Origin of the sequence: Neptunicoccus cionae (genome assembly GCF_002860325.1) — a bacterium.
GTDB lineage: Bacteria > Pseudomonadota > Alphaproteobacteria > Rhodobacterales > Rhodobacteraceae > Amylibacter > Amylibacter lutimaris.
Genome location: NZ_PKOJ01000005.1, coordinates 255929 through 277702, shown reverse-complemented (window position 1 = coordinate 277702; position 21774 = coordinate 255929). Strand labels below are relative to the sequence as shown.

The 21774-nt window shown below is 57.0% G+C and carries 22 protein-coding genes; 16 read left to right on the top strand and 6 right to left on the bottom strand.

What is annotated here, in order from left to right; genetic code table 11:
• Positions 1-69: 69 nt before the first annotated feature.
• The 10 genes from C0U40_RS13805 to C0U40_RS13760 all read left to right on the top strand — a co-directional run bounded on the left by C0U40_RS13805 (position 70) and on the right by C0U40_RS13760 (position 10202).
• Entirely contained in the window at positions 70-618 is a 549-nt protein-coding gene (locus C0U40_RS13805; protein WP_101656375.1) for a TRAP transporter small permease, read from the top strand.
• Entirely contained in the window at positions 611-1915 is a 1305-nt protein-coding gene (locus tag C0U40_RS13800; protein WP_101656374.1) for a TRAP transporter large permease, read from the top strand. The genes C0U40_RS13805 and C0U40_RS13800 overlap by 8 nt, the downstream gene beginning before the upstream one ends.
• A 258-nt stretch (positions 1916-2173) precedes the next feature.
• Positions 2174-3421: an acetyl-CoA C-acetyltransferase gene (locus C0U40_RS13795; RefSeq protein WP_101656373.1), complete on the top strand. Its 1248-nt coding sequence runs from the start codon at positions 2174-2176 to the stop codon at positions 3419-3421.
• Positions 3422-3517: 96 nt separating this feature from the next.
• A complete protein-coding gene (locus C0U40_RS13790) occupies positions 3518-4279 on the top strand; it encodes an SDR family NAD(P)-dependent oxidoreductase (RefSeq protein ID WP_101656372.1) in 762 nt (253 codons plus the stop codon).
• A gap of 21 nt (positions 4280-4300) precedes the next feature.
• On the top strand, positions 4301-5080 hold the full coding sequence (locus tag C0U40_RS13785) for an SDR family NAD(P)-dependent oxidoreductase (RefSeq protein WP_101656371.1): 780 nt from the start codon (positions 4301-4303) through the stop codon (positions 5078-5080).
• Positions 5081-5187: 107 nt separating this feature from the next.
• The gene (locus C0U40_RS13780) at positions 5188-6012 is read left to right on the top strand and encodes an enoyl-CoA hydratase-related protein (protein ID WP_101656370.1); all 825 of its coding nucleotides are present in this window, start codon (positions 5188-5190) and stop codon (positions 6010-6012) included.
• Between the two features lie 51 nt (positions 6013-6063).
• Entirely contained in the window at positions 6064-7221 is a 1158-nt protein-coding gene (locus C0U40_RS13775) for an acyl-CoA dehydrogenase family protein (RefSeq protein WP_180957705.1), read from the top strand.
• A gap of 9 nt (positions 7222-7230) precedes the next feature.
• A complete protein-coding gene (locus C0U40_RS13770) occupies positions 7231-8319 on the top strand; it encodes a CaiB/BaiF CoA transferase family protein (protein WP_101656369.1) in 1089 nt (362 codons plus the stop codon).
• Between the two features lie 39 nt (positions 8320-8358).
• Entirely contained in the window at positions 8359-9129 is a 771-nt protein-coding gene (locus C0U40_RS13765) for an SDR family NAD(P)-dependent oxidoreductase (protein WP_101656368.1), read from the top strand.
• 44 nt (positions 9130-9173) lie between these two features.
• Entirely contained in the window at positions 9174-10202 is a 1029-nt protein-coding gene (locus C0U40_RS13760; RefSeq protein WP_286134982.1) for a phosphotransferase family protein, read from the top strand.
• A gap of 225 nt (positions 10203-10427) precedes the next feature.
• Here the strand turns inward: C0U40_RS13760 and C0U40_RS13755 are convergent, their stop codons facing one another.
• Positions 10428-11273 (bottom strand): enoyl-CoA hydratase/isomerase family protein, encoded by an 846-nt coding sequence (locus C0U40_RS13755; protein WP_101656366.1) that lies wholly within the window; start codon positions 11271-11273, stop codon positions 10428-10430.
• A gap of 381 nt (positions 11274-11654) precedes the next feature.
• On the opposite strand from C0U40_RS13755, the gene C0U40_RS13750 reads away from it, so the two are divergent.
• From C0U40_RS13750 to C0U40_RS13725, 6 genes are all read left to right on the top strand, one after another.
• The gene (locus C0U40_RS13750; RefSeq protein WP_286134980.1) at positions 11655-12644 is read left to right on the top strand and encodes a thiamine pyrophosphate-dependent dehydrogenase E1 component subunit alpha; all 990 of its coding nucleotides are present in this window, start codon (positions 11655-11657) and stop codon (positions 12642-12644) included.
• Positions 12645-12659: 15 nt separating this feature from the next.
• A complete protein-coding gene (locus C0U40_RS13745) occupies positions 12660-13679 on the top strand; it encodes an alpha-ketoacid dehydrogenase subunit beta (RefSeq protein WP_101656365.1) in 1020 nt (339 codons plus the stop codon).
• Positions 13680-13750: 71 nt separating this feature from the next.
• A complete protein-coding gene (locus C0U40_RS13740) occupies positions 13751-13984 on the top strand; it encodes a biotin/lipoyl-containing protein (RefSeq protein WP_101656364.1) in 234 nt (77 codons plus the stop codon).
• On the top strand, positions 13981-14652 hold the full coding sequence (locus C0U40_RS13735) for a 2-oxo acid dehydrogenase subunit E2 (RefSeq protein ID WP_101656363.1): 672 nt from the start codon (positions 13981-13983) through the stop codon (positions 14650-14652). The genes C0U40_RS13740 and C0U40_RS13735 overlap by 4 nt, the downstream gene beginning before the upstream one ends.
• Positions 14649-15347: a lipoyl protein ligase domain-containing protein gene (locus C0U40_RS13730; RefSeq protein WP_101656362.1), complete on the top strand. Its 699-nt coding sequence runs from the start codon at positions 14649-14651 to the stop codon at positions 15345-15347. The genes C0U40_RS13735 and C0U40_RS13730 overlap by 4 nt, the downstream gene beginning before the upstream one ends.
• Before the next feature lie 56 nt (positions 15348-15403).
• On the top strand, positions 15404-15706 hold the full coding sequence (locus C0U40_RS13725) for a DUF1330 domain-containing protein (protein ID WP_101656361.1): 303 nt from the start codon (positions 15404-15406) through the stop codon (positions 15704-15706).
• A 32-nt stretch (positions 15707-15738) separates the two neighbouring features.
• Here C0U40_RS13725 and C0U40_RS13720 read toward each other — a convergent pair whose 3' ends face one another.
• The 5 genes from C0U40_RS13720 to C0U40_RS13700 form a co-directional block, all read right to left on the bottom strand.
• The gene (locus C0U40_RS13720; RefSeq protein WP_101656360.1) at positions 15739-17601 is read right to left on the bottom strand and encodes a sigma-54-dependent Fis family transcriptional regulator; all 1863 of its coding nucleotides are present in this window, start codon (positions 17599-17601) and stop codon (positions 15739-15741) included.
• 66 nt (positions 17602-17667) lie between these two features.
• Entirely contained in the window at positions 17668-18450 is a 783-nt protein-coding gene (locus tag C0U40_RS13715; RefSeq protein WP_101656359.1) for an SDR family NAD(P)-dependent oxidoreductase, read from the bottom strand.
• Positions 18451-18494: 44 nt separating this feature from the next.
• Positions 18495-19271 (bottom strand): CmcJ/NvfI family oxidoreductase, encoded by a 777-nt coding sequence (locus C0U40_RS13710; RefSeq protein WP_101656358.1) that lies wholly within the window; start codon positions 19269-19271, stop codon positions 18495-18497.
• A gap of 266 nt (positions 19272-19537) precedes the next feature.
• Positions 19538-20833 carry a glycosyltransferase gene (locus C0U40_RS13705; protein WP_101656357.1) on the bottom strand — a complete coding sequence of 432 codons (1296 nt, stop codon included), beginning with the start codon at positions 20831-20833 and terminating at the stop codon, positions 19538-19540.
• On the bottom strand, positions 20830-21762 hold the full coding sequence (locus C0U40_RS13700; RefSeq protein ID WP_101656356.1) for a GntR family transcriptional regulator: 933 nt from the start codon (positions 21760-21762) through the stop codon (positions 20830-20832). The genes C0U40_RS13705 and C0U40_RS13700 overlap by 4 nt, the downstream gene beginning before the upstream one ends.
• Positions 21763-21774: the final 12 nt, after the last annotated feature.

Genomic DNA, 21774 nt, shown 5'->3' with positions numbered 1-21774 from the left:
TCTGTTGCACCGGATGCGCTGCCAGCGTGTCCGGTGCAGCACCGTTTTTATTGGAATCGTGAGGGTTACATGAAGTTTTTTCAACGCGTTCTTGAACCGTTGGTCTTGGCGATGGGGCTGATCGGAATAATTTGTGTGACGCTGATGATGCTGCACATCACATTTGATGTGGTTTTGCGATTTGTTTTCAACTCGCCAATCAGGGGCACGATCACCATCGTGTCTCACTATTACATGGTGATACTCGGCTTCTGCTCGCTTGCGGTTGCTGAATCACGCGATGCTCATGTGTCGGTCGAGGTCTTTACCGAACTGATGCCTCGCAATGTACAAAGCGGGCTAGCGGCGATGGCCGGATTTCTGGCGGCTATTGTTTTCGGTTTTGTTGCCGTGCGCACATGGCTGGAGGCGATCCACAAAATGGAAATCAGCGCGGCGATCCAGCAAGGGTCGCTCACTATTCCTGTATGGCCCAGCTATTTTGCACTGCCCGTAGGCTGTGGCCTGATGGCCGTGACCGCGTTGTGGCGTGCATGGGCAATCTCAAAGGGCGCAAAGTCGACTTTTGGCCCTGAAATTGATCACGAACTCGGCGCAGAGGAACTTAGCAATGGATGATATCGGAATTGGTCTGAGCGGACTTGGGCTGCTGTTTGTCCTGATCGCGTTGCGCGTGCCGATTGGCGTTTCCCTGATCGGCGTCAGCTTTGCGGGTCTTTATGTTCTGCTGGGCTGGCGTGTTGCATGGGGGGCGCTTGCGGTGATGCCCTACCAGTTCTCGGCGAACTGGGTGCTTAGCTCGGTCCCCATGTTCCTGTTGCTCGGATTTATTTGCTATCATGCGGAATTGACCCAAGGGATGTTCAGGGCCGCAAGGGTGTGGACATCGGCCCTTCCCGGTGGATTGGCTATCGCAGCTGTTTTCGGGTCCGCCGGCTTTGCGGCTGTGTGTGGATCATCCGTCGCCTGTGCCGCCGCAATGGGGCGCATCGCCGTCCCCGAGATGATGCGCGCGCGCTATAATGCCGAACTTGCGACAGGTACGGTTGCTGTCGCGGGGACCATCGGAGCCTTGATCCCGCCTTCGATCATTCTGATCCTTTACGGCGTGATCGCACAGGTATCGGTGCCCCAACTTTTCCTTGGCGGAATAACGGCTGGGCTTATTTCCGCGATAGGTTATTGTCTGGTCATCCTCATCAGGGTCAAGATCAACCCCGATCTGGCACCTGTCGGGGTCCGGGCCCCTTGGTCCGAGCGTATCGCGGCGCTGAAAGACACCTGGCCAATTCTTGTGGTGATGATCGGGATTTTCGGCGGGCTTTTCTCGGGCGCATTCACACCGACCGAAGCGGGCGCAATCGGTGCATTTTTGTCCTGTCTTGTCGGACTTGCGCGCCGGACGCTGACCTGGCGCCGGTTCCGTCTTGCGGTCGAAGAAACCATGATCACAACCGCCGCGCTGATCGTTATTGGCGTGGGTGCAACCTTGCTGACAAGATTCCTGACCCTATCGGGTGCCGGAGACTTCCTGTCTGACTCCATTATCGGGCTGTCAGCCAATCCGGCCATCATCCTGCTTGGTATCATATTGGTCTATCTCCTGCTGGGGATGTTCCTTGAACCGATTGGCGCGATGTTGCTGACGATGCCGATTGTGCTGCCGATTGTGCAGGATCTGGACTGGTCGTTGCTGTGGTTCGGAATCGTGCTGACCAAACTGCTTGAGATCGGAATGGTGACGCCGCCGATCGGGATGAACATCTTTGTCATCAAGGGCGTGGTCGGCAATATCGCAACCACAACGCAGATTTTCCGTGGGGTTATGTGGTTTATTTTCATGGATCTCATTGTGTTGGGGATACTGGCCATCTGGCCTTCGATCACCCTGTTCCTGCCTGCGATAATGAACTGATCTGCAAACCGGAATTCGAAACGTGACCTTGCCGGGTGCAAGGGCAAGAAAGGATCGAAGGGTAAATTAATTGTGCGATTAATCGGCCAGTTAGTTAATTAACTACTTGACTAACTAACTGGCCGGTGGAATATCGAAAGCAGCAAATCAAAAGAAACGGCATCGTTTGTCAGATGCTGTTGCGAACGCGAACTGGCAGGCCTTCGGCTGCATGTAGCACCGACGCCGGCTGTTCGGACTTTCAGAAGGAATACCCCAATGGCAGAGGCCTATATCATTGACGCATGCCGCACTCCTCGCGGCGTTGGAAAAGTCGGCAAGGGTGCGCTTGCACACCTGCATCCCCAACATCTGGGGGCGACGGTGCTTGCCGCGCTGCGGGATCGCAACAATCTGAACACTGCCGATGTTGACGATATCATCTGGGGAACAAGCACCCAGAAAGACAAACAGGGCGGCGACCTTGGACGTATGGCCGCGCTTGATGCAGGTTATGACATCAAGGCGTCCGGTGTCACGCTGGACCGTTTCTGTGGCTCCGGTATCACAACCGTTTCACTGGCTGCCGCCCAGATCATGTCTGGTATGGAAGATGTCGTGATTGCCGGTGGCACCGAAATGATGAGCTACACGGCCCAGATCGCAGACCCGAAAAAGCCTTTCATGATGGATGCCGGCAACCTGAGCCTGCGCGCGAAGCATCCTCAGACACAGCAGGGATGTAGTGCAGACGCCATCGCAACGATTGAAAGCATTGACCGCGCCGCGGCAGACCAGCTTGCCGTGACCAGTCAGGAACGTGCGGCCAAGGCCATTGCCGAAGGGCGTTTTGACGGCTCGATTGTACCGGTTCGTGACCCAGAGACAGGCGAACTGGTGTTGGACAAGGAAGAGTTTCCGCGTCCCGGAACGACGGTTGAATCCCTTTCCACGCTCAACACCGTATTCGACAAGTTCATGGAATTTCCGATTGACGACGAAGGTACCACCTACGGCGATATGATCTACGCGCGGTATCCCGAACTGAAGGGTAAGATGCAGCACATCCACCATGCGGGCAATTCCTCGGGTGTGGTTGACGGCGCAGCGGCGCTTTTGCTGGCGTCGGAAAGCTATGTGAAAAAGACAGGCATGAAGCCCCGTGCGCGCATTGTGGCGACTGCAAACATCGGCGATGACCCGACATTGATGCTGAATGCACCTGTGCCAGCGGCCCGCAAGGTTCTGGAAAAAGCGGGCCTGACAACCGACGATATAGATGTTTATGAAATCAACGAAGCCTTTGCCGTTGTTGCGGAAAAGTTCATTCGCGATCTTAAACTGGACCGCTTCAAAGTGAACATCAACGGTGGCGCGATGGCGCTTGGCCATCCGATCGGTGCGACAGGTTCCATTCTGATCGGCACTGCTTTGGATGAACTGGAACGTTCAGGTGGTCGTTACGGGCTGATCACAATGTGTGCCGCCGGTGGCATGGCCCCCGCGATCATCATCGAGCGGATTTAAACCCGCACCAAAACAGGGGCCCGACCGGTCGCAACTGACGGGCTTCTGTAAAAATCTTTCCTCCCAGAACCCCATTACCCGAAGAAGAGAAGCAGGATGACCCAACCACTGAGCATTGACTTGAGCGGCAAGCGGGCCCTTGTCACAGGCGCATCCAGTGGTCTGGGTGAACATTTTGCCTCTGTTCTCGCGGCGCAGGGGGCCGATCTGGTCCTTGCCGCGCGACGCATTGAAAAGCTCGAAGCGGTGGCAGAACCCTTGCGTGCAATGGGGCGCGATGTGCATGTCGTTTCAATGGATGTGGGCTCTACGGATGCAGTGAAAGCGGCATTTGCAGACATGCCTTCCTGTGACATCGTCATCAACAATTCGGGCATCGGCCAGAATTCCTGGCTTGCCGACATGGACGAAGACGAATGGCAGCAACTGGTCGACATCAACCTGAGCGGTGTCTGGCGGGTGTCCAAACAGGCCGTCGCGATGTTTCGACAGGCCAAGACCGCCGGAATAATCCTTAACATTGCGTCGATTACGGGGTCGCGAACGGCGCTTAAGTCCGGTGCATATGCCGTGACCAAAGCCGGTGTCACCCATTTGACCAAATCACTTGCGATAGAGGTCGCGCGCGATGGCATTCGTGTGAATGCCTTGGCTCCCGGCTATTTCCAGACAGAGCTGAACGCGGATTTTCTGGCATCCGAAGCAGGCCAGCGTATGGCTGCACGCGTTCCACAACGCAGGTTCGGCAGGCTGGAAGAGTTGAACCTGCCTTTGCTGATGCTGGTTGCAAATCAGAACACCTACATGACCGGCGCGACACTAACGGTCGATGGCGGCCACAGTATCAACGCCCTTTGAAATTAAACACGGAGAACGTAAATGAAACTAGATAGCTCAATTTCGGCAGTCATCACCGGGGGCGCTTCCGGGCTTGGCCTTGCCACTGCACGCGCTTTGTCGGCGCAAGGCGTCAAGGTCGCATTGTTTGATCTGAACGAGGAAGCCGGTGAAGCGATTGCATCCGAACTGGGCGGCGTGTTTTGCAAGGTGAACGTGTCAGACGAGGCCAGCGTTGAGGCAGGCTTTGAAAAGGCACGTGCGGCCAACGGACAGGAACGTATTCTGGTCAATTGCGCAGGCATCGGCAATGCGTTCAAGACCGCTGGACGGGATCGCAAAACCGGCGGCATCTCTCAGTTTCCCATCGCCGAATACCGCAAGATTATCGAAGTGAACCAGATCGGGACGTTCATCTGCACCGTGAAATCGGCGGCCGGAATGATGACGCTTGATCCCGTAGATGGCGAACGGGGTGCGATCATCTCGACCGCGTCCGTTGCGGCAGAAGACGGGCAGATCGGTCAGGTGGCCTATTCGGCGTCCAAAGCGGCAATTGTCGGTATGACCCTGCCGATCGCGCGTGATCTTTCAGCCGAGCATATTCGCGTCAATACAATCCTGCCCGGTCTGTTCGAGACTCCGCTTCTGATGAGCCTGCCCGAAAATGTGCGCCAGTCCCTCGGGGCTATGGTGCCAAATCCGGCGCGGCTTGGAAAACCGGAAGAATACGCGTCTCTGGCGCTGGAGATGGTGCGTAACCCCTACCTGAACGGCGAAGACATCCGTCTGGACGGGTCTATCCGGATGGCACCGCGCTGATCCGTCTTTGGACATCTTGGGGGGAAGGCGTTTCCTCCCTCGACATTGACGACATTGCCAAGGCTACAGCGGAAACCTGACGGCGCCGCGAGAAACAGGAGAACGGAATGACTGACGTAAAAACAAAAGATACCAGCGATATCTGGGCCCGCGACTTCGAATACATTTCGGTCAAGCGGGACGGGCATATTCTTGAGGTCACATTCGACCGAGCGGATCGCTACAACGCCCTTCACGGCGGGGCACATCAGGAACTGCACGACATTTTCAACGGGTATGAGCAGGATCCCGATCTTTGGGTCGCCATTGTCACTGGGGCCGGTGAAAAAGCCTTCTGTTCGGGCAACGATCTGAAAGCAACGAGCGAAGGTCAGGATATCGAAATGGCCAGCTCCGGCTTTGGCGGGATCACCCAGCGTTGGGGCCGTGAAAAGCCGGTTATCGCTGCAGTGAATGGCGTTGCTATGGGCGGCGGATGCGAGATTGTTCTGGCCTCTGATATTGCCGTGGCGGACGCACATGCCAAATTCGCGCTGCCCGAGGTTAAAGTCGGCTTGTTCGCTGCCGCAGGCGGGGTGCAGCGCCTGTCCCGTCAGATTGGCCGGAAAGCAGCGATGGAGTTGATCCTGACCGGCCGCACGATCACAGCCGAACGTGCCTGCGAGCTTGGCATCATTAACCGCGTCGCGGGCGAAGGTGAAACGGCGATGGATATTGCGCGCGAAATCGCCAGAGAAATCACGATGGTGTCGCCCACCGCTGTCAGGGCATCAAAACGTGTGCTTAACAATCTTGAAGAAGACATCGAGCGTCTGCCCGAAGCCTTTGCAGGCAACATGGCCGAATTCGATGCCGTACTGAAAACCAACGACGGTAAGGAAGGCGTAAAAGCCTTTGTCGAGAAGCGCGCGCCCAACTGGACCAACAGCTAAACCATTCGCGCCACTGATGCCCAGACCCACCAGACAAATGAGGGATGTCCCATGATCAAAAGACGCATTTTTGAAGAAGAGCACGAGATGTTCCGCGACAGTGTTCGCAAATGGATCGCCGCTGAAATCGCCCCCCATGCCGAAAGCTGGCGCCAGAACAAGCAGGTCAGCAAAGAGGCTTGGAAATCCGCAGGTGAAAACGGCTTTCTGGCGATGTTTGCTGACGAAAAATACGGCGGGATGGGTCTTGATGATTTCCGCTTTGACATGGTTCTCAACGAAGAACTGGGCAAGGTGGAAAGTTCCTTTTTCATTCCTCTGCACAATCGCATCGTAGCGCCCTATCTGCAGAATTTCGGGACAGACGACCAGCGGGACCGGTACATGCCGGGTATCGTTTCGGGGGACACCATCCTTGCAATCGGGATGACGGAACCGGGATGTGGGTCTGACCTGGCTGCTATCAAAACCCGCGCTGAAAAGCAGGGGAACCACTGGGTGCTTAACGGGTCCAAAACCTTTATTTCAAACGGTCAGATCGCGGGGCTCTATTTGATTGCCGCGAAAACGGACCCTGATAATCCGCGCTCTATCGGCCTGTTCTGGGTGGAAGAAGGCGCGGAAGGGTTCTCTAAGGGGCAGAACCTCAAGAAGATGGGGCTACAGGCCCAAGACACCTCGGAACTGTTCTTTGATAACGTGAAGGTGCCCGCTTCGGATCTGGTGGGCGACGGGACCAACGGTTTCAAACTGATGATGACCAATCTGGCCGAAGAGCGGCTCATTGGTGCCGACGGTTATCTGGCCCGTGCGGAACGTGCATTCGAAATTACGATGGAGTTCATCCAAGAGCGCAAGGCGTTTGGAAAACCGGTGGGCACCTTCCAGAACAGCCGCTTCGTGATGGCTGACGTGCGGACCAAACTGGATGTTGGCTGGGCGTTTCTGGACCATTGCGCGATGGCCCATGTTGAGGGGGAGTGTACCTCGGAAATGGCGGCTCAGGCCAAGTTGTTCTGTTCGGAAATCGAAGGCGAAATCATTGACGCGTGCCTGCAATTGCACGGCGGGGCGGGATACATGGAAGAATATGAAATCTCGCGCCTGTATGTCGATGCGCGGATCAGCCGGATCTACGCTGGCACGTCCGAAATCATGCGTGAAATCATCGGTCGCGGCCTTGGGCTGGACGATCGCGTCAAAAGCTGAGGGGTGAATATGTCGGGACCATTAAACGGGCTGGATGTTATCGAGATGGCCGGGATTGGTCCCGGACCTCTTGCCGGACAGTTGCTTGCCGATCTGGGTGCGGATGTTATCGTTATTGATCGCACCGAAGCCCCTGCCGATAAAACGGATGTAAACCGGCGCGGGAAGCGATCGGTCTGTCTGGACCTGAAATCCGAAGAGGGGCGCAGCACAGCACAGACGTTGATCAACCGTGCAGGCATCGTCATTGAAGGCTTCAGACCGGGCGTAATGGAACGGCTGGGTCTGGGACCGGATGATCTTGACGAGTCTGTCATTTTCGGCCGGATTACCGGTTGGGGGCAGGACGGCCCGCTCAGCCAGTCGGCAGGTCACGATATTAATTACCTCGGCCTGACAGGGGCGCTGGCTGCTATGGGCAACGTGGAAAACCCGCCGCCGCCACCGTTAAATCTGGTTGCGGATTATGGCGGGGGCACCATGTTCCTGTTGCTCGGGATACTCGCCGCTGTGTACGAGCGGCAGACATCCGGCAAAGGTCAGGTGGTTGATGCCGCCATGATCGACGGCGTAAGTGCGATGATGGGGCTTTTTCACACCTTCAAAGCACGCGGAGCATGGAATGAAAATCGTGCGTCCAACCTGCTGGACGGGGGTGCCCCGTTCTACCGGTGCTACCGGACCAAGGACGATCTTTTCATGTCCGTCGGCCCGTTGGAGCCACAGTTCTTTGCGCTGCTGCTACAAAAAGCGTCATTGCCTGCCGAACATGGCGCGGATCAGAACGACCCTTCAAACTGGGCCGAGCGTGCGGAGCTTTATGCGCAGGCTTTCGCACGTAAGACACAAGCAGAGTGGTCGGAGATATTCGAGGGCACGGATGCTTGTGTAGCCCCCGTGCTGAGCATGACCGAGGCGGCATCCCATCCTCACATGGCGGCGCGTCAAACACTTTTCGAGGTTGACGGCGTGTTGCAAGCGGCGCCGGCTCCACGGTTCTCTCGCAGCAAACCTGCGGGGATCAACACGCCACGTGCAATCGGTGGGGATACCGCCGAAATCCGTCGGGCGCTGGATGAGGCTAAGAAGTCCGGATGAATATCACGGCGGCAAACTTATGCAGAACTGAGTCGGTAGATGTTTGATCTGACAGGAAAAACCGCCTTGATCACAGGCGGCAACAGCGGGATCGGTCTGGGCATGGCCGAAGGTCTCGCCCGTTGCGGCTGCGACATTGCGATTTGGGGCAGGAACGCTGACAAGAACGCAGAAGCGTTGGAAACGCTGTCTGCCCACGGCACAAAGGTCAGCGCCTATATCTGTGATGTGACCAGCGCCGAGGCCGTAAACGATACGTTTGCGCGCACACTGGAAGATCATGGTCGCGTTGACGGTTGCTTCGCGAATGCCGGATTTTCCACCCCGAGCGCCGGTTTTGACAAATCGACGGATGCGCATTGGCACCAGATGATCGACATCAACCTCAACGGTGTCTATTACGTCCTGCGGGCGGCGTCGGGCCATATGCGGGAGCGTGCAGAAAACGGTGATCGGTTCGGTCGTTTGGTCGGCACATCCAGTATCGGTGCGCTGAGCGGTATGCCGCGCAACCAGCATTATGCAGCCGCCAAAGGCGCCCTGATTTCCATGATCCGGTCACTGGCGGTGGAATATGCCCGTTACGGTGTGACCGCACACAGCATCCTGCCGGGGTTTGTTGAAACACCGCTGACTGACGAAAGCTTTGCCTCCAAGGCGTTTGCCGACAAGGTGTTGCCCCGTATTCCGGTGCGGCGTCTAGGGCAGGGATCGGATTTCAGCGCAATTGCCGCCTACATCATGAGCGATGCCAGCGCATGGCATAACGGTCAGGAGTTCATCATTGACGGCGGTTATATGGTGTTCTGAAGAATTGTCGCAGACTGTCGGGGTTCCGGCCTATGGGGGCGTGTATGAATACGATTACTAAAGGTGCAATTGATTTCCAGCCGGAGGTCCTTGCCGAATATCTGGCTGACACTTTCGGTGGCAAGGCGCCGGTTACGATAGAGCGGATCGCTGGCGGGCAATCAAATCCGACGTATTTCATTACCCGTGACGACGCGCGGCTGGTTTTGCGCAAACAACCGGGCGGGCCGATCCTGCGCGGGGCTCATGCCATTGATCGCGAGTACCGCGTGCTGGAAGCTCTCTACCCCGAAGGTGTGCCGGTGGCGCGTCCGGTTCTGTATAATGGCGATCCCGATCTTTTAGGCACTCCGTTTTATCTTATGGAACGGATCGAGGGACGGGTTTTTGCAGATGGTGCTCTGGCCGCGGCGGATAAACAGGACCGTCACGCGCTGTGGATGGGGCTGGCAGATGCAATGGCCGCCATGCACAATGTCCGTCCCGAAGCCGTCGGGCTGGAAGATTTCGGCCGGCCGGGGAACTATTTCGCCCGACAGATCGCACGCTGGTCGCGGCAATGGCAGGAAAGCCAGAGCGAACCGATCCCCGAGTTGGACGAATTGGCGGCTTGGCTTGTCGAACACCAACCACAGGATGACGGTCATGTTAGTCTGGCTCATGGTGACTACCGGATGGGGAACGTCATCTTTCATCCGACAGAACCACGTGTTGCGGCCATTCTGGATTGGGAACTTTCGACACTGGGGCATCCGCTGGCCGATCTTGGCTATTGTTGCATGGCATGGCACACGGCACCGGAAGAATACGGTGGAATCCTCGGGCTTGATCTGGCGGCAGAGAACTTGCCGACCGAAGAGGCGTTCGTAGAGCGCTACATGTCAAAATGTCCCAACCTGCCGCCCTTAACCCCGTTTCACAAGGCTTTTGCCTTATTCCGGTTTTCGGTCATCTGGGTTGGAATCGCTGATCGCGTGCGCGCCGGTAATGCGGCCGGTGCGGATGGTGCCGACCCCGAATATCTTGCCAGATGCTTCGCGCGGCGTGGACTGGATGTAATCACCCAAAGTTAACCCGAACACCAATACGCCATGTGCCGCAATTGTGCGTTGCAGTTTCCAGCATCGGCCACACCGTATCGGGATCGGCGCAAGCTCTTAATAGGCACATGCAAGGCGGGTTTCAAAAGGACGTATCCTTGGCAGAGGGCCTGACCAAAGAGTTTTGATTTCCTTACTGCGGCTTCCTTCACTTAAAATTCGGGAAGGAAGCCTCTTCATTTCCGGTGAGATGCCAGACTAGTTGATGTCTTGCACTTTCATGACCAAATCGTTCCAGTTGCGCTGGTTCTCGATGTCGTGTTCCAGCCCTTGCTCGTCTGCGATGGTGAAGCGTTTAATGGCCGGTGTTTTGCTTGTCGCCTGATAGAGCCAGTAGGCCTCTGCCTTCAGTGCTTCACTGATCGGTTTGTCGATGGATTCGTAGACCATCTGCTTGCAGGCATTGATCGACGCCGCCGGAAATTTGGAGATGCGTTTTGCAAGGGCGTACACGTAAGGGCCGATTTCCTCCGGATCGAGAGCTTTGTTGATGGTGCCCATACGTTCCGCGTCATCCGCATCGTAGTCTTGCGCACTCAGAATGATTTCGAGCGCGCGCCCGAGCCCGGTCTGGCGGGCCATCCGTGAAGCGCCGCCACCACAGGGAAGGATACCCATGCCCACTTCCATCTGCATGAATTTGAATTTACCACGGGCGGCAAAGCGCATATCAAGGGCCAGAGCCAGTTCATGTCCGCCGCCCCGTGCAAAACCTTCCAGCTTGGCGATGGTTGCCTGCGGCACCTTGCTGATGCGTTCGCACACCGCTTGCAGATCAAGCAGGACGGCATCCTCGCGCGCGACCGCTTCCATAGCCATGTCCTTCAACAATTCGGTATCGTAATGGCAAACCCAGATTTCGGGATTTGCGGACTGGAAGATGACAACCTTTGTGGTGTGGTCCCGTTCAAGCCGCATGGCAAGGCTGTTCAGATCGGCGAGCATCTCCTGCCCCTGAACGTTTACCGCCCCGAAATCGAAGGTAACGGTTGCGATGGCGTCTTTGACGTCCACGGTGAATGTTGTAAAATTTTCGTACTTCATGGTTCTCTCCTGTTTCAATCTGGCGATGACGCAGCGTTTCGGGCCGTGGCCGGAAATTCTCTGGTCTTCCCCCCAAGAGCCTTATTGAATTTCAAAATCGAATAAACTATGCGAAAGCTTCTTCATAATTCGGTTTTTACATATAGTGTGAGTCGGTTCCGGCGCTCCGAGCCCGTTCAAGATCCGCCTGTCAGTCGGGCTTCCAGCTGTTCGCCTGTCTCGGCGAAGGGCGAAACTGTCTCAAACTGTCTCATGTTGAGACAGTTTTTGCAGACACACAGCTATCCGATAAAACCCGAGTTGTTTTGCTGATGGTCCGGCGCGACGCTCCTCCCAGTGTTTCTAGCGGCGAGTATGCCGTTCACATGGGAGGAGGAATTCATGTCACCAACACGCGAAGACCAGCATTGGATGTATTGTAACATGGTCACGAGCCGCCGGTTCGAGGAGGCCATTGCGAAGATCTATTTCGAGGGCAAATCACCTGCCTTCAACATGGCCAACGGGCCAATACCGGGCGAAATGCATCTGTCCGACGGACAGGAGCCGGTGGCGGTGGGGGTCTGTGCGCACCTGACTCCCGAGGATGTGGTCACAGCCACCCACCGCCCGCATCATCAGGCCATCGCAAAGGGTGTTGATCTGGACAAGATGGCCGCCGAGATTTTTGGCAAGGCAACAGGGCTGTCCGGCGGACGCGGCGGGCACATGCATATTTTTGATGCCGATGTGAACTTTGCCTGTTCCGGGATCATCGCCCAAGGCATGGGGCCTGCCGTGGGTGCGGCCCTGTCGCGCAAGATGCAGGGCAAATCCGGTGTGGCTGTTGCCTTTGTCGGTGAGGGTGCCGTCAATCAGGGCGGCTGGCACGAGGCGATGAACCTAGCCGCGGTATGGAACCTGCCATTTGTTTGCGTGATCGAGGATAACGCGTGGGGCATTTCAGTGTCCAAGGAGACCTCCAGCGCGGTGGCGAATAACGCAGACCGCGCAGCAGCTTACGGTATTCCGGGCAAGCGGATCGAGGGCAATGATCCTTATGCAATCCACGAGGCCGCCGGCGAGGCAATTGCCCGCGCCCGTGCCGGCAACGGACCGTCCCTGATCGAAGTAGAGACCTATCGCCTTGCCGGTCACTTCATGGGGGATGCCGAAGGCTATCGCCCCGAGGGGGAGAAAGACGCGCTGTTTGAAAAAGACCCAATCCCGAAAATGCGGGCGCGCATGATCGGGGATGGCATGGCCAGTGAAGAAGAACTCGACCGGATCGAAGCCGAAGCTGCGGCCCGTGTGGACGCCGCGATCAAATTTGCCCGCGAGAGCGATGATGCAGCCCCCGAAGACGCGCTGACGCGTGTGTTCGCGGCCTGATTGGGAGGAAAGAAAATGACCAAATCAAACGAGAGAAAACTGACCATCGCCCGTGCCATGGCAGAAGCAACGGCCCAAGAGATGCGGATCGACCCGAAGGTCTTTGTTATGGGAGAGGATATCGGACCTTTGGGGGGAGTTTACGGCAATACCCGCGGGTTGATTGAAGAATTCGGGGCCGAACGTATCCGCGATACGCCGATTTCCGAAACCGCCTTTATCGGAGCTGCCGTCGGGGCGGCGCAGGACGGAATGCGGCCCGTGGTGGAACTGATGTTCGTGGATTTCTTTGGCGTCTGTTTCGATGCGATTTACAATCTGATGGCAAAGAACACCTATTTTTCCGGTGGTAAGTTCAAGGTTCCTATGGTGCTGATGACCTCTACCGGCGGCGGGTATTCCGACGGGGGGCAACACTCGCAATGTCTTTATGGTACATTCGCCCACCTGCCCGGAATGAAGGTGGTGGCACCGTCCAACGCCTATGACGCCAAAGGGTTGATGACTGCCGCCATGCGCGATGACTCACCTGTTGTTTACATGTATCACAAGGGCCTTCAGGGGATGGGCTGGCTTGGGACCGAAGCAGGCGCCACCGTGCATGTCCCCGAAGAAAGCTACACCCTTGAAATCGGCAAGGCCAAGGTCGTGCGCGAGGGCAAGGACGTTTCGATTGTGAGCGTCGGAATGGGTGTTCACAACGCGCTGAAGGCGGCCAAGACATTGGAAGCGCAAGGGGTCAGCGCGGAGGTTGTAGATCTTGTCAGTCTTGTACCGCTGGACCGCGAGACGATCCGCGCCAGCGTGGCCAAGACCGGCAGACTGATCGTCGTGGATGAGGACTACATGAGCTACGGCCTGTCTGGAGAGATCATCGCCAGCGTTACAGAGCATGACATCTCCGTCCTGAAATCCGCGCCCAAACGGGTGGCCTTCCCTGATGTGCCAATCCCCTTTGCGCGGGTGATGGAGCAGTTCTGCCTGCCCAACCCCGACAAGATTGTCGCCGCGTGGGACGAAATGAAAGCGGCCTAGGCCGGACACTTATCAGAACTTCAACAAAGACGGGGGCGCGGACGGCGTCCCCGCACGGGAAAGGACACCCAATGGCAACCGATATTGTAATACCATCCGATCTCTGGGACGAGGACGAGGAAACCGTCATCACCGGCTGGCTGGCAGATGACGGGGCAAGCGTCGAGGAAGGCGCGCTCGTGGCTGAGATCATGACGGCCAAGGTACAGTATGAAATCAACGCACCGGCCTCTGGCATCTTGCGCATCAAGGAAGACGCCGATGCCGTTGTGCCCAAAGGCGCTGTGATCGGAACAATCGAATGACCGAGGTCATTCCCTTGAAAGGCGTGCGCGGCATGATCGCGGACGCCATGGTCAAAAGCCTTGCAACCGGTGCGCAGCTGACCCATCACGGCAGCGCCGATGCCACCGCGCTATTGGCAGAAAAAGCGCGACTTGGCGCGGAAGGCACCAAGGTTTCGGTTGAGGATCTTTTGATGCTGGCCGTGGTGCGGGCGCTGAAAAAACACCCAGAGGCAAATGGCCGTGTCGAAGGCCGCGAGGTGCATTTGTCAGATACGGTTGATCTGTCTGTCGCCATTGCCCTGCCCGGAAATTTGCTGGTGGCTCCGGCCATGACCGGGGCGGATGCAATGGACGTCAGCGCCCTTCGCGCGGCGCGTCAGGATCTCGCGGCCCGCGCCCGTATCAACAAGCTGACGGTGACCGAAATGACGGGCGGGACATTTACCGTCTCGAACCTTGGTCTTACACGGGTTGAACACTTCACGCCGATTATCAACGCATCACAAATCTGCATTCTTGGCATTGGTTGCATGACCGACCGTGCCGTGCGCAGTGCGGAGGGCGGCATCGAACTGCGCCCCCATGTGGGCCTGTCGCTGACCTTTGACCATCGCGCACTGGATGGCGCACCGGCAGGCGATCTTCTGACGACAATCTGCGAGGAAATCGAAGGGATGCAGGCGTGAACAGCGCCTTCACCCCTGTGGACAGCGCCGCGGACGGGCTGGCACTTGAGGCAGCGGCTTTTGCCGCAGACGGTCCGGTGATCCGACTGTGGACGCCGCGCCGCCGCGCGCTCGTTTGTCCGGCAAACCTGCGGCGTTCAGAGGGATTTGACAAAGCGCGGCACAGGTCCGCTGCCAATGGATGGCCGGTCTATCTGCGCCCCACAGGGGGCGGGGCCGTGCCGCAGGGACCGGGTGTATTGAACCTAGCGCTGGCATTTACCGCAGACAGGAAATTCACGATAGAAGACGGATACCGTCTGATAACGCGGGTCATTTGCGATGCGATACCTGCTGGATGGACAACCGGTGCGACACCTTATAGCTTTTGCGATGGCGCGTGGAACATGTCCCTGACGGATCGCAAGGTGGTGGGCACTGCACAACGTATCCGCCCGATCGGCGGCGGGCGGCGGCGCATTCTGGCCCATGCGTTGATCTTGGTCGAAGGCGATATTCCTGCCGGGGCTGCGGCGGTGGGGGCATTCCATCGCGACCTCGGGCTCGGGCCGGTCAAAGCCGAAGTACATACAACACTGGAAACAGCCCTTCCGACACCGCGCGCTACGGTGAAATCACTGGCTGCTTCCCTTTACATTGCAGCGCGGCGCGAAGTCATCCGCGTTACCCCGCATTCCGGTAGCCTTGCTGCCTGAAGCCGAACTCGTGTGACACACACGGGCACTATAGACCAATCAGGAGGAACACACCCATGACTGCATATTCCATTCTCGCGGTAACACCGACGTCCGAAGACTGGATTCCCACCTATATCGAGCCTGTGGGCAAGATCATTGAAAAACACGGTGGCCGGTATATTGCCCGCACCACCAGTCACGAACAGCTTGAAGGGTCCGACCAACCCGCAGCGCTGCGGGTCATTCTGGAGTGGCCGGATGCAGACGCCGCGCGCAATTTCGTCAATGATCCCGAGTATGCGCCCTTTCTCAAAGCCCGCACCGAGGGTTCGACCAGTTTTCACTTTGTCGTTGACGGAAAGGACGATCTAACCTGATCAAGCGCAGCAGGGCAGGGGACCGGTCCGGTTTAGGCCGGTCGCCTGATCTTGTAGGTTTTGAGTTTCCGGTTAAGCGTCGCCCGTCCCATTCCAAGCACGCGGGCGGCTGCGCTGACGTTCCAGCGATTGCCGGCCAGAGCGTCAAGGATCATAGTCCGTTCATCGTAAACAGGTACAGGTGACATTGACCTTGCCGGTGTGGCGTTTACGGGTCCGGACAGGGGGGCAAAACCCCCAGCCTGCTGTAAATCAAGCAGGGTGATCCGGCTGTTCTGACAGGACATCAAGGCATTCTGGAGGATACCGCGCAATTCGCGCACATTGCCGTGAAACGGAAGGCTGCGGAGCGCTTCCTTGGCCTCTTCACTCAGTTCAATAGTCCGCCCCGTGATCTGTGCACAAACCGCCTGCGCCAGCACCTCGGGATGCTCTCTTTGCCGAAGGGGTGGCAGCACGATCCTTGCGGCTGTCAAAAGATAATAGAGATCATCCCTAAAACGGCCGCTGTAAACAGCTTCAATCAAAGGTTTGCGACAGGTGGACACAATGCGCAGGCGGTGTTCGGGCGGTAGTGCCCCCTGACGCAGCCGTTCTTCTTCCTGTGCGTCCAGAAAGCGCCGGATCTCTGCTTGGGCGGAACCGGAGAGTTCATCTACATTGTCTAAAACCAGCGCCGCACCCTCGTTTTCGGCAGCGGGGAGTGTTGAAAGGACACGCGCCTGCTCCAGCAGCCTGCGCAAGTGGTCTTTGTCGGCCTCACTGTCACCAAGGGTTGCACAATCAAGATCGAACACTGCGGCACCCTGCGCATGTTTATCCAACAGAGCCGCAACAAGTGCAGATTTTCCGGTGCCTGTTTCACCTTCCAGATGAAGCACCGCGGCGTTCGTAAACACCTCTTGTGCATGACGGCAGGCAGCCGCCATGCTGCGGCTCCCGGTGGCCAGTTGCTGCAAGGACGGGGGCAGCCGCCGTTGTCGTGGCGCGTTTTCAGCAACGGGGCGGGCGGGGCGTTTCGGCCCTGCGGTGCCAGGTAACGTCACCGACAGGTTCAATGCTGCGCCCCTGTTGCCGGGCATCGAAAGTACCCGTTCGGGCACCTTGACCAGCATACCGCTATCCACGTTAAAGACAGCTTCAAAGGACTGCCCGATTAAGTTTTGCGTGGTCCCGTTTTCAAGAAAGTTGGCAATCGTGGAGGTCGCGCCAAGAACCACTCCGGTGTCGTCGACCGCAACCAGAGCATCGTCGGAAAGCACATTCTGGCTTCCGCTGCGTGATACTGTGACCAGCATTGCCTCGTTGAATTCCCTCTCGAACAGGTTTCTCTGGATGCGATTTGCGGTTTTTTCCAGCAGTTGCTGGCTGAACATATAGTCCGCGCGATGGCCCCGATCGACAGAAACCAGATTGATCGCGCCGATCACAACACCATTGGCATCCAGCATCGGAACGCCCGTGCAGGCAAACTGCCTCAGCTTTGAAAAAAAGTGGTCGGCCCCGCGCACTGTAAAGGCCTGACCGGTTTGAAGTGCCATGGAAACGCCGTTTGTTCCGGCTACTTGCTCGTTCCAGCATGACCCAAGGGCAATGCCGTTCCAACCGTCAAGAGAATCTCTGGATCCGCTGTGTTCAAGCCGAACCAAAACGCCATCTGCATCTGTCACAACGAGACAATGCCCGATCTCCCCTGCCACTGACGCAAGGCTCTGGAAGAAACCCTGCCGTCCGCCCGTCCGCTCTACGATTTGTTCAAGGCGTGGGGTGACTTCGGAAGTTTGCAGGCGAAGGATAGGCCGACCTGTGTCCGACAGCAGTTTATACTGCCGCGCGCATCGATCCCAGGACGCTGCAATCGCATCCTTCGGGTTCGAGGTTCCGAAACCTCCCATCCGTTCTCCTCCTGCTTTATATGCTATCGCCTGATCTCCCGATTGGTAAAGCTTTTTTAACTCCCGCTAGGTGCTAGCCAGTTCACGGATAGTTGCCATGACCTGTTCCACCTGCCTCGGGTCACGGGCCGCTGCGTGGGGCAGTGCAAAGCGGCCTGAATCGTTATCAAAATAGTGGCCCGAGGCTTCGGCAAATTCAGTGGACAGGGCGGCGCGGCGCAGGATATCCGCGCCGATCTCTAGGTCGTTGCCCGAGATGCCATAAGATTCCTTCACCATCTTTGAAGCCAGTAGCGACCCCGGATTGACCGCAACAAAAACCGGCCCTTGAGGATGGGCTTTTGCCAGTTCCTGGGTCCAGATCGTCAGGGCCAGCTTGCTTTGCGCATAGGCGCTGGAATGGCCCAGCCCGACGGTTCCGCGCAACGCCTCCACATCCACAGGGGCTTGCGCCGCCGAGGACAGGTTTACCACCCGCCCGTCCTTGGGGATAATCGGCAGCAGCCCTTGCGTCAGTATCCATGGCGCAATCGTGTTGACCATAAACCGCAGATCCAGCCCGTTGTCTGTGCGTGTGTCGGGCGTCTTGAGCACACCTGCGTTATTAATCAGCACATCAAGGCGGTCATGTTTGGCAAGAACTGCCCCGATCAAGGATTCAACCTCTTCCGGCCGGGAAAGGTCTGCGCGGTAGGTCTCGGGGTTGCCTCCAACCTGCTGCGCGGCAGCCTGCAGTTTATCAGTGCTGCGCCCGTGTAAAAGAAGGGTGTGTCCTTCGGCCGCCAAAGTCCGCGCGGTCAATAACCCGATCCCGTCGGTTGCGCCGGTGATAAGAATGGTCTTGGTCATATGTTCTTCTCCTGTTGGTTCAAGGCGGCGCGTAGAAGCCGTTGTCAGAACCGCACCAGCGTGCGGCTCTCGATGCTCTTCCGGATGGTGGTAACAGCGGGATCTTCGATCAGATCAAGCGCACTGTGCCCGACGGAAGGCCGTCCCGAATTGTCATAAATGTTAAAGAAGGCCACTTCGTCGGGGGACATCCGCGACCGGTAGACCCATTCGTGGGCCGCACCCGCCGCCAGACCCATGATCTGCCCTGTGCGGTCAGGATAGAGCAGGTCAATTTCGATCCAGTCTTTTGCGGCAACGCTGGAGGGGCGAACAAAGCCCAGAGGAGCAGAGTTGATAGGATTTTCCACGGGACGCCAGACATTGATAAATGCGTAGTGGCCCGCTGCCCATTCAACGGCTTTTTCTTCACCCAAAATATCGACAATCCGTTTTCCGGCCCCTTCGGGGCTGTAATCGCTGTGGACGTTACGGGCCGGCCGCCGTTCGGCGTGCGGATCGTCCGCGCGCACAGTGTGGTCAAAAACCACAACGTCTTTGGCACCTGTTTTCCGCTGCAAAAAATCCGTCAGTTCGCTGTTATAGCGGGCCTGCCAATTGCCGGTTTCAAAGTCTTCCACAAAGGTAGGGCTGCGGGCAAAATCAAAACCGTCTCTTGCAAAATCCACCGTTACACCGCTTTCGCGCTGATCCAGCACGGCGACTTCTGTGGGGGAGAGTTCAGGGGACACAAGATTACCAACTATGCCGCCTGCGTCGATTTCAAACGCTTGGCGGAACGGCTTGTGCACGTGATAGTTTACAGTTCCAATCTGAGACATCCTAAACTCCTTTTGTGAAAACATGCCCCCGATTACGGCAGGGGGCGATATTTCAACGCGTAAACGCAATGCTGCGCTGTCTGAAAGGATATGGTCTGCGGATTTCAGAAAAAACCGCTGATAATCGAGTTCACTTTATGAGTTTTCAATATAATGGGGGTGATCCCACCGGTCTGCAAAAAGCTGACCGGAATTGTTGATCCGCCCCCTGTTCTGCAGGCTGCCGTTTGTGTAGGGAACGCCTGTCCCCGCATTGATGCTGAAACCTATGGCGCGATGCTATTGCCGTTGAGAGCGCCCAAAATTTTTCGCGCGGCCTGTTCGGTGCCCCGGTTTTGCTGCATCTTTCCGGAGACTTTTTTCAGTTTTTGGCGCATCGCGGTATCTGTGAGTGTCTCAATAATTGCCGATCGCAAGGAGTCAGCCGTCCAGTTTGCGCGGTTGATGTGCCTGCCTACCTCTACTGTTTCAGCCCGCTGCGCGTTGTCGTGGCCGTCCCAGCAATAGGGCAGGACCAGCGACGGCACCCCGTGAAAAAGGGCTTCGCAAAAGGTGTTGTTGCCGCCGTGATGGATGACCAGATCTGCCTGTTCAATCACTGAAGGTTGGGGAAACCAGCTTCCCAGATGCACATTATCGGGGACACGTTCATATGCTTCGCTCATCGCTCCGACATTGACAAGGAACCGCGCTTGTATCCCTTCAAACACGTCGATCATCCGTTTCATCATGCCGGTATCGACCGCTCCGAGAGATCCGAACCCGACATAGACCAGTGGCCCGTCGCTGACGGGAAGGCGGGGCATCTCGAAATGGCTTTCGTGCCGTACACAGCCTTCAAGGAATACAAAGCGGTCTTCCGGCAGGGGTGTCTTACGTTCGTAACGCACAACACTTGGAGCAAGGAGAAGATTGAGAACTGGCGAGTTTTCAAGAAACAACGGTGCGGGCAGTGGAGGCAGGCCCTGTTTTTTGCGAAAACTGTTGTACCGCCGGTGTACTGCAGCTGTGACCGTTTCATAGGCTTCGGAGTAAGCCGCCGCTTCCGCTTTGTTTTCCGGTGCCAGCCCAGACAGATACGGTGGCACAGCCGGATCGGGGATTTCGGTTTCTGCGCAGGAGACAATCCTGATCCACGGGCAACCGGCCCGTGCAATTGCAGGAAACATAATGACGTTATCGAGAACGACGGCATCAGGCCGGATCTGAGCGAGAAGCCTTGCAAGATCATCCTCTACCGCGATGGCCGTATCCACAATCGCCTTCCATGTGGGCTCCACATAAGTGTCCAGTTGGGCCAGCGGGTCCAGATTGAAATGGGGAACATGTGTGTTGGTAAAGTCCTGCCAGTAGTCTGCAATGGATTCATCGCTGCTGGACGGGCTTTCGGGCAAGTGAAATTCTTTAAACCCGTATTCCGCAAACACTCCGGTAAACCCCGGATGGCATATAAAAACGGGCGTTGCGCCCAGTTTTTGTAATTCCTGCGCGATGCCTACACAATTCAGTGCGGCGCCGAAACTGGCTTCTGGAAAGAAGGCGATTTCCGGTGACGGTCTCATGGGCGCGGTCCTTTCGCCAGCGGGGGAATGCCACGGTTCGCCGCCTGAGGCTTGCGAATGCGTGACCGCCTTAAATGCACGACAAGCTGGTCGGCGGCCAGTTCAAATTGCTTGCGTTCCAGACTGTCAAGAATTTCCAGATGTTCGATCATGGCCTGACGCAGGCGGAACTCCGGACTGGGCGCGATCTTCTGGGAGGCCTGACGCAAACGGTGATGCGCAGTCAGGCTGCCGCGCAGGAAACGGTTTCCCGAACATTCGGCCACCAGCGTATGGAATTCTATGTCTATCCGCCGGAATCCGGCAGGTGTAACCCCGCCCTGAGGCGTGTTCAGAAAGCTGTTCATTTGTTCGCGCAACAGCCCCGCCCGCTGGGAATCGAGCACGAAATCGGGGGCGAGAACGGCCTGCCGTTCCATCGTAATACGAAAGTCGAGGCTTTCTTCTATGGCGTCAGGTGAGTCTATCATCGGCTGGAAAGCCCATGCCCGACCGGGTAATTGCCGCACGAGTCCGTCATTGGACAGTATTTTTAACGCATTTAGTACAGCGGTACGTGGTGCCTTGTACCGACGCATCAACGCGCTTGCGGATTGCACGGCGCCAATCCGGCGCTCTGCGCGGTCCGAAAGGATCTGATGCGCTATGGAGTGTTCGGCATCTTCCAGTGCGCGGATCGTCATGCTGACATCTTCGGCGGAATCGAGCGCCAGAAAATACCCCTCATCAGCCCGCCATTCCAGAATATCCCTTTCTTCCAACAGCCTAAATGCCGATCGTATCGGGGTTCTGGACACGCCGCAGGCATCCGAGAAGCTTTGTTCCGGCAAATGATCCCCTTTGCGCAGGCCCTGATCCAGCGCAACGCTCAGGATTTTCTGAGCGAGGGTCAGGTGGTTTTGTCTGACTTTTTTGCGCGGTTCTGGCATCTGGGGTGGATC

Coding starts and splice junctions, on each gene's coding strand:
- C0U40_RS13785 (WP_101656371.1), top strand. CDS start 4,301: ATGAAACTAGATAGCTCAATTTCGGCAGTCATCACCGGGGGCGCTTCC.
- C0U40_RS13720 (WP_101656360.1), bottom strand. CDS start 17,601: ATGGGAGGTTTCGGAACCTCGAACCCGAAGGATGCGATTGCAGCGTCC.
- C0U40_RS13800 (WP_101656374.1), top strand. CDS start 611: ATGGATGATATCGGAATTGGTCTGAGCGGACTTGGGCTGCTGTTTGTC.
- C0U40_RS13735 (WP_101656363.1), top strand. CDS start 13,981: ATGACCGAGGTCATTCCCTTGAAAGGCGTGCGCGGCATGATCGCGGAC.
- C0U40_RS13765 (WP_101656368.1), top strand. CDS start 8,359: ATGTTTGATCTGACAGGAAAAACCGCCTTGATCACAGGCGGCAACAGC.
- C0U40_RS13780 (WP_101656370.1), top strand. CDS start 5,188: ATGACTGACGTAAAAACAAAAGATACCAGCGATATCTGGGCCCGCGAC.
- C0U40_RS13750 (WP_286134980.1), top strand. CDS start 11,655: ATGTCACCAACACGCGAAGACCAGCATTGGATGTATTGTAACATGGTC.
- C0U40_RS13710 (WP_101656358.1), bottom strand. CDS start 19,271: ATGTCTCAGATTGGAACTGTAAACTATCACGTGCACAAGCCGTTCCGC.
- C0U40_RS13715 (WP_101656359.1), bottom strand. CDS start 18,450: ATGACCAAGACCATTCTTATCACCGGCGCAACCGACGGGATCGGGTTA.
- C0U40_RS13755 (WP_101656366.1), bottom strand. CDS start 11,273: ATGAAGTACGAAAATTTTACAACATTCACCGTGGACGTCAAAGACGCC.
- C0U40_RS13790 (WP_101656372.1), top strand. CDS start 3,518: ATGACCCAACCACTGAGCATTGACTTGAGCGGCAAGCGGGCCCTTGTC.
- C0U40_RS13770 (WP_101656369.1), top strand. CDS start 7,231: ATGTCGGGACCATTAAACGGGCTGGATGTTATCGAGATGGCCGGGATT.
- C0U40_RS13705 (WP_101656357.1), bottom strand. CDS start 20,833: ATGAGACCGTCACCGGAAATCGCCTTCTTTCCAGAAGCCAGTTTCGGC.
- C0U40_RS13775 (WP_180957705.1), top strand. CDS start 6,064: ATGATCAAAAGACGCATTTTTGAAGAAGAGCACGAGATGTTCCGCGAC.
- C0U40_RS13760 (WP_286134982.1), top strand. CDS start 9,174: ATGAATACGATTACTAAAGGTGCAATTGATTTCCAGCCGGAGGTCCTT.
- C0U40_RS13745 (WP_101656365.1), top strand. CDS start 12,660: ATGACCAAATCAAACGAGAGAAAACTGACCATCGCCCGTGCCATGGCA.
- C0U40_RS13725 (WP_101656361.1), top strand. CDS start 15,404: ATGACTGCATATTCCATTCTCGCGGTAACACCGACGTCCGAAGACTGG.
- C0U40_RS13795 (WP_101656373.1), top strand. CDS start 2,174: ATGGCAGAGGCCTATATCATTGACGCATGCCGCACTCCTCGCGGCGTT.
- C0U40_RS13700 (WP_101656356.1), bottom strand. CDS start 21,762: ATGCCAGAACCGCGCAAAAAAGTCAGACAAAACCACCTGACCCTCGCT.
- C0U40_RS13805 (WP_101656375.1), top strand. CDS start 70: ATGAAGTTTTTTCAACGCGTTCTTGAACCGTTGGTCTTGGCGATGGGG.
- C0U40_RS13740 (WP_101656364.1), top strand. CDS start 13,751: ATGGCAACCGATATTGTAATACCATCCGATCTCTGGGACGAGGACGAG.